The 13131-nt window shown below is 68.7% G+C and carries 9 protein-coding genes; 6 read left to right on the forward strand and 3 right to left on the reverse strand.

Going from position 1 to position 13131, the window contains the following annotated elements:
- Positions 1–14 precede the first annotated feature (14 nt).
- Positions 15–302 (reverse strand): co-chaperone GroES, encoded by a 288-nt coding sequence (locus AC5YGJ_RS11380; RefSeq protein ID WP_049427125.1) that lies wholly within the window; start codon positions 300–302, stop codon positions 15–17.
- A 357-nt stretch (positions 303–659) separates the two neighbouring features.
- Here AC5YGJ_RS11380 and AC5YGJ_RS11385 point away from each other — a divergent pair, with 357 nt between their 5' ends.
- The 5 genes from AC5YGJ_RS11385 to AC5YGJ_RS11405 all read left to right on the forward strand — a co-directional run bounded on the left by AC5YGJ_RS11385 (position 660) and on the right by AC5YGJ_RS11405 (position 9034).
- A complete protein-coding gene (locus AC5YGJ_RS11385) occupies positions 660–2450 on the forward strand; it encodes an endonuclease (protein ID WP_249842718.1) in 1791 nt (596 codons plus the stop codon).
- 75 nt (positions 2451–2525) lie between these two features.
- Entirely contained in the window at positions 2526–2864 is a 339-nt protein-coding gene (cutA, locus tag AC5YGJ_RS11390; protein WP_249842717.1) for a divalent-cation tolerance protein CutA, read from the forward strand.
- A complete protein-coding gene (locus tag AC5YGJ_RS11395; RefSeq protein ID WP_496186589.1) occupies positions 2861–5251 on the forward strand; it encodes a protein-disulfide reductase DsbD family protein in 2391 nt (796 codons plus the stop codon). Before cutA ends, AC5YGJ_RS11395 begins: the two co-directional genes overlap by 4 nt.
- Entirely contained in the window at positions 5248–5811 is a 564-nt protein-coding gene (locus AC5YGJ_RS11400; RefSeq protein ID WP_496186590.1) for a TlpA family protein disulfide reductase, read from the forward strand. The genes AC5YGJ_RS11395 and AC5YGJ_RS11400 overlap by 4 nt, the downstream gene beginning before the upstream one ends.
- A gap of 700 nt (positions 5812–6511) precedes the next feature.
- On the forward strand, positions 6512–9034 hold the full coding sequence (locus AC5YGJ_RS11405) for a PepSY domain-containing protein (protein ID WP_496186591.1): 2523 nt from the start codon (positions 6512–6514) through the stop codon (positions 9032–9034).
- 76 nt (positions 9035–9110) lie between these two features.
- Here the strand turns inward: AC5YGJ_RS11405 and AC5YGJ_RS11410 are convergent, their stop codons facing one another.
- Positions 9111–11651, reverse strand: a complete 2541-nt coding sequence (locus tag AC5YGJ_RS11410) for a methyl-accepting chemotaxis protein (protein ID WP_496186592.1) — start codon at positions 11649–11651, stop codon at positions 9111–9113.
- A 203-nt stretch (positions 11652–11854) separates the two neighbouring features.
- Between AC5YGJ_RS11410 and AC5YGJ_RS11415 the strand changes: the two genes are divergently transcribed.
- Positions 11855–12694 (forward strand): arylamine N-acetyltransferase family protein, encoded by an 840-nt coding sequence (locus AC5YGJ_RS11415; RefSeq protein WP_496186593.1) that lies wholly within the window; start codon positions 11855–11857, stop codon positions 12692–12694.
- Positions 12695–12756: 62 nt separating this feature from the next.
- Here the strand turns inward: AC5YGJ_RS11415 and AC5YGJ_RS11420 are convergent, their stop codons facing one another.
- Positions 12757–13128 (reverse strand): VOC family protein, encoded by a 372-nt coding sequence (locus AC5YGJ_RS11420; protein ID WP_249842711.1) that lies wholly within the window; start codon positions 13126–13128, stop codon positions 12757–12759.
- Positions 13129–13131: the final 3 nt, after the last annotated feature.

Raw genomic sequence — 13131 nt, forward strand, 5'->3', positions numbered from 1 at the left:
GGTCGCGTCGAGGCTCAGCCGATGATGGCGAGCACGTCGTCTTCGCGCAGGACCTTGTACTCGACGCCTTCGCTCTTGTACGAGCTGCCGGCGTACTGGCCGTAGATGACCTTGTCGCCGACCTTCAGCGACGGCGCGCGCACGCTGCCGTTGTCCAGCGGCTTGCCCGGGCCGACGGCCACGACTTCACCCTTGGTGGACTTTTCCTTGGCCGAATCCGGGATCACGATGCCGCCGGCGGAGATTTCGTCGGCTTCGATCGGCTTGACCACAACGCGGTCGTGCAGCGGCTTGATGCTCATGAGAGACCTCTTAAGTTATTGATTGGTCTGAAAAAGTCTGGCGATGTTAGCACTCACCCCAGGTGACTGCCAGCATTGCTCGCGAAAAAGCCCGACGAATCGGGAGCAGGACAGAGATGGAGCTGGCCCCGGACCTTTCAAGGGCGGTCCCGGAAAAAATTTCGTCGCGGCCAGGCCGCACGATGCGGCCCTGCATGAAGACGTTCAGCCCGGTGAAACGCGTCGAATCGCGCGCCGACACCCTCGACTTTTGGTGATCAGCGTCGCACTGTCAGATATCTGACGTTCATTTACGACAAAGTGTCACCGGATCGGCCTTAGGCTCGGCCGCGCATTCCCAATCACAAGGAGTTGTCGATGCGATTGCTGTCCCCGCTTGCCGCCGCCTGCCTGCTGGCGCTGGCCGCCGCGCCGGCCCAGGCCGAGGTCTTCATCAACGAACTGCACTACGACGACAGCACCGCCGCCGGTGACGTCGGCGAAGCGATCGAGGTGGTGGCCACCGCCGGTGAGGATCTGTCCGGCTACCGCCTGTACCTGTACAACGGCAGCAATCCGTCGGCCGCCACGGTCTACGCCAACAACCCGGTCCCGGCCGGCAGCGCCGCCGGCTGCGGCAGCGCCAGCATCGCCGTGGTCAGCTACCCGACCAACGGCCTGCAGAACGGCCCGAACGACGGCATCGCCCTGGTCGATGCCAGCGGCAAGGTGGTCCAGTTCCTCAGCTACGAGGGCGCCATCACCGCCTCCGGTGGCCCTGCCGCCGGCATGACCAGCCAGAACATTCCGGTGGCCGAGACCAACAGCACCGCGCCGGGTACCTCGCTGCAGCTGACGGGCAGCGGCAGCCAGTACGCCCACTTCACCTGGGCCGAGTCGGCCAGGCAGACCTTCGGCAGCTGCAACAACGGCCAGACCTTCAGCGGCGGCGGCACCCCGGGCCCGAACACGCCGCCGTCGGTGTCCACCACCACCCCGGCGCAGGGCAGCAGCACCTTCCCGGCCGCGGCCGATCTGGAAGTGGTGTTCAGCGAGACGGTGAACCTGGCCAGTGGCGCCTTCGCGCTGAGCTGCGGCACCTCCGGCAGCGTGCCGCTGACCTTCCCGGCCAGCGGCCGCAGCGTGAAGCTGTCCACGAATACCGCGCTGGTGGCCGGTGAAGCCTGCCGCTTCGACATCCGCGCCGCGCGCATCAGCGACCTGCAGGGCGCGCACCCGGCCGCCGACAGCCGCATCGCCTTCACCGTGGCCAGCACCGGCGGCAACCCCGACCCTGGCAATCCGGGCGTACCGGCCGGCTACTACTCGAAGGTGAACACCTCCAGCCCGAGCCAGCTGCGCTGCTCGCTGCACGCCACCATCAAGGGCCACACCGCCTACCCGTACAGCGGTTCGGGCACCAGCACCTGGACCATCCTGGAGATCGCCGACGAGGACCCGAACAACAGTGGCAGGATCCTCGATGCGTACCGCAACCGCAGCTACGCCAAGGTGACCGATCGCGCCGGCAGCGGCAGTGGCCTGAAGTACAACCGCGAGCACACCTGGCCGAACTCGCTGGGCTTTGCCAGCACCACCGGTGACAAGGGCCTGCCGTACGCGCCGTATACCGACACCCACATGCTGTACCTGACCGATGCGCAGTGGAACGCCGACCGTGGCAACAAGCCGTTCGCCAAGTGCGACGCCGGCTGCGGCGAGCGTGCCACCGAGGCCAACAACGGCCAGGGCGGCGGCAGCGGCGGCTACCCGGGCAATTCCAACTGGGTGCGCACGCCGGACGGCAACACCGGCACCTTCGAGGTGTGGGGCAAGCGCAAGGGCGATATGGCGCGTGCGGTGATGTACATGGCGATCCGCTATGAGGGCGGCAAGGACGCGGCAACCGGCCAGTCCGAGCCGGACCTGGAGCTGACCGACGACCGCAGCAAGATCGTCAAGACCAGCAGCTCGCCGGCCTACATGGGCCTGCTGTCGACGCTGATCGATTGGCACCTGTCCGATCCGCCGGATGATGCCGAGCGTGCCCGCAACGACGTGGTCTACAGCTTCCAGGGCAACCGCAACCCGTTCATCGACCACCCCGAGTGGGCGACCCCGGGCCTGTTCACTTCGGCCAAGCCGGCCACCTGCCAGCTGGCCAACTGAGTCCGCCTCCAAGAAGTTGCAATCGCCCCTGTCCGGTCCTGACCCGGCCGGACAGGGGCCCTATACTCGACGGTCATGTCGACCGTCGAACCTGTCCTGCTGCTGTTGACCACCTGCCCGGACCGGGCCAGTGCCGAGCGCATCGCGCACGCGCTGGTCGGCGAGCGCCTGGCCGCATGCGTGACCCGGCTCGAGGGGGCGCAGTCGACCTACCGCTGGCAGGGCGAGGTCACCACCGACGCCGAGCTGCAGCTGCTGGTAAAGACCACCGCGAGCCGCGTCGATGACGCAATCGCCCGGATCGTCGAACTGCATCCGTATGAACTCCCGGAGTGCATCGCGGTCGAAACCCGGGCCGGTCTGCCGGCGTATCTGGATTGGATCCGGGCACAGACCCGGGAGGACACTGATTGAAGACTCTGTTTGCGCGTGGCGCTGCCTTGTGCGCCCTGTTGTGGCTCTCGCTGCCGGCGTTCGCGCTGGATGAGAAGGACCTGCTGCCGGTGGACCAGGCGTTCGCGCTGACCGCCACCGCCTCCGAGCGCGGCCAGGTGCAACTGCAGTTCAAGATCGCACCGGGCTACTACCTGTATCGCCACCGCACCAGCGTCAAGGCCGACCCGGCGTTCAACGCCGGCGCGTTGCAGATGCCGAAGGGCGACAAGCACCACGACGACTTCTTCGGCGAAGTTGAAACCTATCGCGAGCGCCTGCTGGCCACCCTGCCCGGCGTGCCGACCGACGCGGCCGGCACCATCAGCCTGGAAGTGCGCTACCAGGGCTGCGCCGATGCGGGGGTCTGTTACCCACCGCAGAAGCGCGTGGTGCAGGTCACCCTGCCCGGTGGCGGTGCCCAGGCTGCCGCACCCGCCGCGCGTACCGGTGCCGCCAGCCCGTTCAACAACCCACTGGCCGGTGCCGGCAACGGCGGCGGCCTGCGCCTGCCGGGCGCCGCCAGCAACAGCCAGGCGTTGCCGCTGCCGTCGGAACAGGCGTTCGGCTTCGATGCCATCGCCAGTGATGGCAACACCCTGCTGCTGCGCTTCAGCCCCGCGCCGGGCTACTACCTGTATCGCGACCGCACCTCGCTGAAGCTGGAAGGCAGCGCCGGCGTACTGGCCGACAAGCCGCGCTGGCCGGCCGCGCAGTCGCATCGCGATGAGCACTTCGGCGATGTCTCGGTGTATTTCAACCAGGTGGAAGTGCCGCTGCCACTGCGCCGCACGGTATCCGAGGCGGTCGACAGCACCCTGGTGGTGACCTTCCAGGGCTGCCAGACCGATGGCATCTGCTATCCGCCGATGACGCGGCGGGTGAAGCTGTCGATCCCGGCGGGAAAGATCAATGCCAGCGCCGACCAGGCACCGCCACGCACCGAGGTGATCAGCCCGTTGCCCGCCGCCACCGGAGTGGCGCGCGAAGGCACCAATGGCACCACGCTGCGCCTGCTGCCGACCGTACCCAACACCGATGCCGGCGCTCCGCTTGCCGCCGGCGCTGCGGGGGCCAGCACCGGCAATGAGTTCGCCGCCGATGCCCGCGGTGACAACGCCCTGCGCACGCGCCCACCGGCGAGCACGCCGAATCCGGACCGCTCGTTCGTGTGGGTGCTGTTGCTGGCGCTGGCCGGTGGCCTGGTGCTGAACCTGATGCCGTGCGTACTGCCGATCCTGTCGCTGAAGGTGCTGAGCCTGGCGCAGAGCGGCGAAAGCCCGCAGCGCGCACGCAGCCACGCGCTCTGGTACACGCTGGGCGTGCTGGTCGCGTTCGCGGTGATCGGCGCGTTGATGGTTGGCCTGCGCGCGATCGGCAACGCGGTCGGTATCGGCTTCCAGCTGCAGCATCCGGGCGTGGTGGCCACGCTGGCCTACATCATGTTCGCGGTGGGCCTGAGCCTGTCCGGCGTGTTCACCCTCGGTGGCGGCATCGGCAATCTGGGCCAGTCGCTGGCCAGCCGCAGCGGTCCCGCCGGCGACTTCTTCACCGGCGCGCTGGCCTGTGTGGTCGGCAGCGCCTGCGTCGGCCCGTTCATGGGCGGGGCGATTGCCTACGCTTTCATCGCCCCGCCGCTGAAGGCGATGACGGTCTTCCTGTTCCTCGGCCTGGGCCTGGCGTTGCCGTTCCTGCTGGTCGGCTTCGTGCCCGCATTGGCGCGCCGCCTGCCCAAGCCGGGCCCGTGGATGGAAACGCTCAAGCATGTGCTGGCCTTCCCGATGTATGCCACCGCGCTGTGGCTGCTGTGGGTGCTGGGCAAGCAGCGCGGCGTGGACGGCATGGCGCTGGTGCTGGGCGGCCTGCTGCTGTTCGCCTTCGGCCTGTGGCTGTTCGAACGCAACCGCTGGACCGGCTCGCGGGCGGTGACCCTGCTGGGCGTCCTGCTGGCGATCGGCGCACTGGTGCCGGCATGGAGCGTGACCCAGCTGGAACCACCGGCGCGGGCGGCGCAGGCGGCCAGCGACAACGTGGTCGAATACTCCCCGCAACTGCTGGACCGCCTGCGCGCCGACAACCGCGTGGTGTTCGTCAACATGACCGCCGACTGGTGCGTCAGCTGCAAGGCCAACGAGCGTGCGGTGCTGTCGCGCCCGGAGTTCAAGGAGCTGCTCAAGCGCACCAACGCGGTATACATGCGCGGTGACTACACCAATGTCGACCCGCAGATCACCACGTTCCTGGAAGAGCACAAGGCGGTGGGTGTGCCGCTGTACGTGGTGTACGGCCCCGGCGCACCGCCGACCGTGCTGCCGACCCTGCTGACCCAGGCGGTGGTGGAGGAAGCGCTGCTGCGCACCGCACGATGAAGTGGCAACGGCCAGCGCTGCTGTGGACAGCGGTACTGGCCGCCGGCCTGGGCCTGTGGGCCGGGCACCGGCTGGGCCCCACCCCGGCGGCCCCGGTTGCCGCAACGCCTGCACCTGCAGCCGTGCCTGCACCGCCCCCACTGCAGGCCGGAGACCGGATGCCGGCCCTGTCGCTGCCCGACCTCGAGGGCCGGCCATTGGACCTGCAGCAGCGCTTCAGCGGTCGCCCGTTGCTGGTCAACGTCTGGGCCAGCTGGTGCGCGCCGTGCGTGGAGGAGATGCCTGAACTGGCCCGTTTCGCCCATGCCCAGGGCGACGACGGGGTGCAGGTGCTGGGTCTGGCCCTGGATACGCCGGAGGACGTGCGCCGCTTCCTGCAACGGGTGCCGGTGGACTACCCGATCGTGATCGAGACGCCGGGCCCGCGCGATGCCAGTGTGCAGCTGGGCAATACCCAGGGCCTGCTGCCCTACAGCGTGCTGTTCGATGCGCAGGGGCGCATGGTGAAGGCGAAGCTGGGACCGTTCGCGCACGGCGAGATCGACCGCTGGGTGAAGTGAGGGTTCGGCAGGGCTGCACCCTGCACCCGCTTCAGGCCAGAGCAACAGCCGAAGTAGCAGCTACAGCAGGCTTCCCGTGGGATGGCGAGGCACTGTGGGCGTGCGGGGCCGCCGTGAACTCATCCATGGGGCTTGGTCGCCGCTTGCTCGTGTGCGCTGTCCTGCGCACACGGCAAGACCGGGGTTGGGCGTCCTGCCCAACCCGCCCGAGGCATGCCTCGGGCCCATGCGGCTCACACCCCGCACGCCCACAGTACCCCGCCTTCGACAGATTCCAGGTGCTGTAGGTAGGTGTCGACCTTGGTCGACACATCTGTCAGATGTCGAATGAAATTCGACGTCAGATCCGTTCTCCGCAGGAAAACGGATCTGACCCCCAGAGCATTTCCGACAGATCGCGGAAATCTGTCGAAGGCGGGGTGGGTCCGGTTGCGGGGGCGTGAGCGCCATGGATGGCGCGACCGAGCTTGCAGGGACGTATTCACGGCGTCCCCCGCAACCGGACCCACCCCGCCATCCCACGGAATGCACCTGTTGCTGTTGCTGTTGCTGTTGCCTTGGCCTGAAGCGGGGGCCGGGCGCCGCCTGGCCGATCCCCCCTGCTTGACCACAGCCGAGACGCCACGGAGAATTCCGCGACTAATTCTCATTTGCTGTTGCGCAGGATGCGGGCGGCAGCCTCCCGGGCCCCTCTCCTTCGATGTTCAAGAACGTCCTGTTCCAACTGCACTGGCTGCTGGGCATCACCGCCGGTGCCGTCCTGGCCGTCATGGGCCTCAGCGGCGCGGCGCTGTCCTTCGAGGACGAACTGCTGCGCGCGGGCAATCCCGGTTTCGCCGAGATCGCCGAACACCATGCCGACGGCCAGCACCCGCTTGCGCTCAGCGAACTGGTGCCGCTGCTGCAGGCCGGCAGCGAGCGTCCCCTGCAGCGCCTGCGCGTGGATGCGACCGGGCAACGTCCCTCGGTGGCGCGTTTTGCCGGTGGCAAAGAACACTGGGTGTACTTCGACCCCTACAGCGGCGAACGCTTCAGCGCGCTGCGCGGGCAGGCATTCTTTGATTTCGTCGAAGACCTGCACCGCCACCTCGCTGCCGGTGAACGCGGCAAATGGATCACCGGCAGCTGCGCGATCGCCCTGTTGTTCTTCACCCTGTCCGGCCTGTACCTGCGCTGGCCACGGCGCTGGTGGCACTGGCGCAGCTGGCTGGCGGTGGAATGGAAGCGCAGCGGCCGTGGCTTCCTGTGGAGCCTGCATTCGGTGGTCGGTACCTGGGTGCTGCTGATCTACCTGATGAGCGCGCTGACCGGCCTGTGGTGGTCGTTCGACTGGTACCGCAGCGCCGCCAATACCCTGCTCGGCGTCGCACCTGCGGCCAAGCACAAGGTGCCCGTCGATGCGACGCTGGACCTGCAGCGCGTCGAAGCCACGCTGTATGCGTTGCCCGGCGTGCGCACCGGCTTCATCGACCTGCGCCTGCCGGAAAAGCCAGGCCAGCCTCTGAACATCCGGGTGATGGCCGGCGATCGGTCGCAGCGCGGTGGCCACCATGATCGCGCCCATGATCTGCTGCAGCTGGACCCGGCCAGTGGTGCGGTCCTCGATGCGCGCCCCTATGCGCGCCAGGGCGCTGGCGGACAGCTGGCCACCAGCGTGTTCGCATTGCACTCGGGCAGTTACTTCGGTGTGCCGGGGCGTGTGGTGGTGATGCTCAGCAGCCTGGGCATGAGCCTGTTCTTCATCACCGGCTGGATGCTGTACCTCGATCGCCGCCGCAGCCAGCGCGCGGCGCGCGGCCTGCGCCGGTCGCTGCCGGTCGCCGCCGCCGATGACGGCGCTGCGCCGTGGCTGGTGGTGCACGCCAGCCAGAGCGGGCTGGGCGAGCAGCTGGCCTGGCGCGCAGCGGCGCAGGTGCAGGCCGCCGGCCATGCGGTGCGGGTGCTGCCGCTGGCCCGCGTCGATGCGGCCGAACTACAGCGCAGCACGCACGCGCTGCTGGTGCTCAGTACCTTCGGCGATGGCGAGCCACCGGATGCGGCACGACGCGCCGCGCGACAGCTGCTTGCACAACGCCCGGACCTGTCGGGCCTGGAATTCGGTCTGCTGGCGCTGGGGGATCGCCAGTATCCGCATTTCTGTGGCTTTGGCCGCCAGGTCGACAGCTGGCTGATCGACAATGGCGCACGCCCGCTGTTCGAACGCATCGATGTGGATGCCGCAGCGCTACCGGCCCTGCGCCAATGGCAGCTGCAACTGGCAACCCTGACCGGAATCGCCACCGATGACAGCGTGCTGCCATCGGCCACGGTGATGCACGACTGGCGATTGCTTGGCCGCGAGCGGCTCAATCCCGGCAGCGTCGGCGGTGCGATCTGGCGCATCCGCCTGGCAGCCCCGGCGCAGGTGCAGTGGCAGGCCGGTGACATCCTGCATGTGTCGCCCCGCCACAGCGCACGACATGCCAGCGCGGTACTGAAGGCGCACGGGCTGGATCCGCTGCAACCCCTGCTGGTGGAGGGTCAACCACGCACGCTGCTGGCACTGGCCAGCGAACGCGAACTGCCCGATGCCGATGCCGCGCTGGTGGTGCAGGACGCCTGCCTGTGGTTGGCCGGCCTGCCCGTGCTGCCCGGACGCGAATACTCGATTGCCTCCGCTGCGCAGGATGGCGCAGTGGAACTGGTGGTGCGGCTGACGCACGACCCGGCCGGTCGCCCCGGGCTGGGCTCGGGTTGGCTGTCGCTGCATGCCCCGGTGGGCACTGGCATCGTTGCCCGCGTGCACCGCAACCCGGGTTTCCATCGCGTAGCCGCAGCGCCGATGGTGCTGATCGGCAATGGCACCGGCATCGCCGGCCTGCGCAGCCTGCTGCGCGAAGCTGCACATGCCGGCGCGCACGGGCACTGGCTGCTGTTCGGCGAACGCCAGCGTGCGCACGACTTCCTGTTCGGCGAAGAGATCGAAGCCTGGCAGGCCGAGGGCCATCTGCAGCGGGTGGACCTGGCGTTCTCGCGCGATGGTGACGGTGGCTACGTGCAGGATCGGCTGCGCGCGGCCTGCGATGTACTGCGCGACTGGATGCAGCGCGGCGCGGTGATCCACGTCTGCGGTTCGTTGCAGGGCATGGCCGAAGGCGTGGACCAGGTGCTGCGTGAAGCCCTCGGTGATGAGGCGGTGGAAACGCTGCTGGAGAACGGCCGCTACCGCCGCGACGTGTATTGAGCCCGTCGGTAGTGCCGGCCGCTGGCCGGCATTCCGATGATCGTCCCGGTCAACGAACGGCACCACCAGGGCAGGTTCAGGCCGCTGCGCGTGCCGTCGGCTGCGCCGGCTGCAGCCGGAACGCGCCCACGGCCTCTGCCAGAGCCTGCACCTGCGCCTGCATCTGTGCAGTGGAGGCACCGGCCTCTTCCACCAGACTGGCGTTGCGTTGAGTGCTGGCTTCCATCTGCACGATGGTCTGGTTCACCTGCGCGATGCCGGCATGCTGCTCATGCGAGGCGCTGCGGATACCGGCCAGCAGGTCCGCCAGCTGCTGCACGCTGCCAACGATCTCCCCCATTGTGGTGCCGGCCTGCTCGGCCTGCTGGTTGCCTTGGCCGACCCGCGCCACCGAATCCTCGATCAATCCCTTGATCTGCTTGGCGGCTTCGGCACTGCGCTGGGCCAGCAACCGTACTTCGGCGGCCACCACGGCAAAGCTGCGGCCCTGCCCGCCGGCGCGTGCGGCCTCCACGGCCGCGTTGAGCGCAAGGATGTTGGTCTGGAAGGCGATGCCATCGATCAGCTGGGTGATGTCGCCGATGCGGCGCGATGCCTCGCTGATGCCCTGCATGGTCGCCACCACCTGACCGACGGCCTGCCCGCCGCGCTGCGCCACCGCCGCCGCGCCCTGTACCAGCGCATCGGCACGGGCCGCCGCGTCGGCGTTGCGGCCCACCGTATCGGTCAGTTCGTGCATGGAGGCCGCCGTCTCTTCCAGGTTGGCGGCCTGCTGCTCGGTGCGCTGCGACAGGTCGTGATGGCCGGCGACGATCTCGCCCACGCCGGTATCCAGATGCGACGTGGCTTGCTGGATGCGGGTGACGATACGCCCCAGCTGCGCCACGGTGGCGTTGGCATCATCGCGCATGCGCGCGAACACACCCTGCAGATCACCGCCCATGCGCACACTGAGATCGCCGCTGGCCAGTGCCGCCAGCAGCGCCTGCAGATCGCCGAGATTGGCTTCGAAGGTGGCCAGCAGACGGTTGATGCTGGTTGACAGCGTGCGCACGAAGCCCTGCTTGCCGTCCAGTTCGATACGCCCATGCAGATCGCCCTGCGCGGCCGCATCGACCAGCGCGGCCACTTCGGTTTCCAGCAGGGTTTCCAGCGCGCGGCTGCGCCATTCCACCGCCACGCCGAGGTAGTGCCCGTCATCGATGATGGCGTTGGCGATCAGCTGGTAGCGCACGCCGGCATGGCCGATCTCGCGTTCCTCACGCTGGCGCACGCCGACCAGGTTGGCCAGTGCCGGGTGCAGCCGTACCGCCTCGCGGCCCACCAGCTCATCGGCCGGCAGCGCCAGCTGCTGCTGCAATGCCGGGTTGGCGTAGGCCAGCTGGCCCTCGGCATCGATCACCATCAGCCCGGTCTGCGCGCTGTCCAGCGCCTGGCGCACACGGGTATTGCCGCGGGCCACCGCACGTTCGGTATCGATGCGTGCGCGCAGGCGCTGCTGCATGTCGACCAGGCGTTGCGCCAGCTGGCCGATCTCATCGTTGGCGTTGTACACGCGCAGGGTGGTGTCGAGGCGATCGTCGGCGATGTCACTGGCAAAGCGCAGCGTGTCCTGGATCGGCTGGCGTACCGCGCGCAGCACCAGTACCAGGCTGGTGATCAGCACGCCGGCCACCAGCAGCAGGGTCAACGCGAACAGTACGCTCATGGTGCGCGCGCCCGTCTGCTGGCGTGACTGTGCGGTGGCCAGCGCCGATACCTGGGCCTGCTGGAATGCGGCCAGCGCGGGAGCAACGCCGGCGGCGGTGTCCAGCAGCGACTGCGTCTCCACATCCAGGCCCACGCGGGCGGCGGTATAGGCCAGCAACGCGCGCTGGTAGCCTTCCATTCCGCTGCGCAGGGTGTCCTGCACATCGGCCGGCAGTCCGGCCAGCCCCAGGTCGAACGGCAGCTTTTCCTCACTGGCACGGTCGGCATGGGTCGCGTCGCCGTCGAGCAGCAGCAGCGCCTCCTGGCGGCGCATCTTCTGCAGCGTCAGCGCCAGTGCTGGTCGTTGCAGCGCATCCACCCGGGTCTGCAACGTATCAGCGGCCTGCTGCAGCTGCGCGGCGAGCCCGGCGTCACCCCGTCCCATTTCATCCACGCGCTCGAACAGTGCAGCCACACCCTGCGAGAAGGCGTCCACGGCTTCAACCAGCGCCTGCAGTGCCTTGCGCCGGCCGGCGTCCATCGGCATCGCCCGCAATGCCCGCAGGTCCGCCTGCAGCGCCGTCTGCGTGGCCAGCAGCTGATCGCGGTCCGCGTCATCGAAACTCCGCGCATACTGGGTCTGCAGGCGGCGGGCTTCGGCCACCTGCGTGGCCAGGCGGGCAGCCAGATCACTGCCATGCTGGTAGCTGGCCTGGTTGCGCGCGGCCTGCGCGCTGGTGTGTCCGGTCCAGGCGTAGACGGCGGCGATCGCCACCAGGCCCAGGCCGCAGACCCACAGGGTGGCCTTGAGCTTGTTGGCCACGCTGAGCCGATGCGGCTGCAACCAGCGCAACAGGCCGGGGAACACCCTGCGCCATGTGGCAAGACGCATGCGCAGGGACCGGAGGTGGGGAACGACGGCCGACATGACAGGCTCCAGGCGGAAAGACGCACCTGTATCGGCCGGAATCGATGCACCTTTAGGGTTGTGTTCGATGCCTGCCCGCGCTTGCCGGCGCACGCGGCCTTTGTACCGGGCGCAGGCGACGGCGGGATGACACCGCGGGCGCGCTTGACCTCAACCCCGGTTGGGGGAGCACAGTGGACCTCCCTCCCCCGCACGGTGCCGCCATGGCCACGCTCGATGTCCCCCGTTACCTGCAACGCCTGCAGCTGGATGCGCCGCCTCCAGCGACGCTGGCCGGGCTGACCCTGCTGCAGCAGCGCCACAACGCACTGCTGCCGTTCGAGACGCTCAGCTGCCTGCTGCGCGATGCAGTGCCGATCGACCTGGACAGCGTGCAACGCAAGCTGCTCGACGAACGCCGGGGTGGCTACTGCTTCGAGCTCAATGGCGGCTTGCTGGCCCTGTTGCAGGCGCTGGGCTTTGATGCGCAGCCGTTGAGCGCACGCGTGCTGCTGGCCGCGCAGGGCGGCGAGCTGACCGCGCGCACCCACCTGCTGTTGCGCGTGCGGGTGGACGGTGATGACTGGCTGGTGGATGCCGGGTTCGGCAGCCTGACCCCCACCGTGCCGCTGCGCCTGCACGAGGCGCAGCCCCAGTCCACTCCGCACGAGCGCTACCGGCTGCAGCGCCTGCCGGACGACGGCGACTTCGTGCTGTCGGTCGAATCCAGCAACGAGTGGCGGGCGATGTACCGGTTCGACCTGCAGGTGCCTGCGCCGATCGACAACGTGGTGGGCAACTGGTACGTGTGCACCCATCCTGATTCCAGCTTTCCGGGCCAGCTGCGTGCGTCACTGACCGGGCCGGACTGGCGCCGCACCATCGGCAGCGGCAACTACACCGAATACCGGCCCGGGCAGGCGCCGGACAAGCGCCCACTGCACGATGTCGGTGACGTGCGCGACGTGCTGCAGCAGCGCTTCGGCGTGCAGCTGCCGGACGACCCGCGGCTGGACCCGGCGATCAACGACTGGCTGCAGCGCTCGCGCGCCACGCTGTTGTAGCGTCCAGCTCGCTCGCCTGGGGAACTGGTAGCGGAATCAATTGCAGTCGAGCACGCTCGACGCTACGGAACGGCGGGCGACTGCAGCGCGATGCGGTTGCCTTCGCTGTCGCGGATCTCGGCCACGCGCCAGTCGCCGGCGTCGGCCGGGCCGAAGCGCAGTTCGGCGCCGGCCAGCAATGCGCGCTCAAGGCTGGCCTCCACATCGCCCACGCCAATGTAGATGCGCGCGCCCTGCTCGGAAGGCCGGTAGTCCGCGCCCTGCACCAGCGCCATGCTGGCACCCGCTGCGTCATCCGAAAACGGCAGGTACGCCATGCGGCAGTCATGCAGCAGGATCGGCGCATCCACGTCCACCCGCAGCCATCGCTGGTAGAACGCGATGGCCCGTTCCAGGTCAGTAGTGGGTATTTCAACGTGCAGGATCGGGTTCATGCG

This window comes from Stenotrophomonas sp. CS3K5 (genome assembly GCF_059515225.1).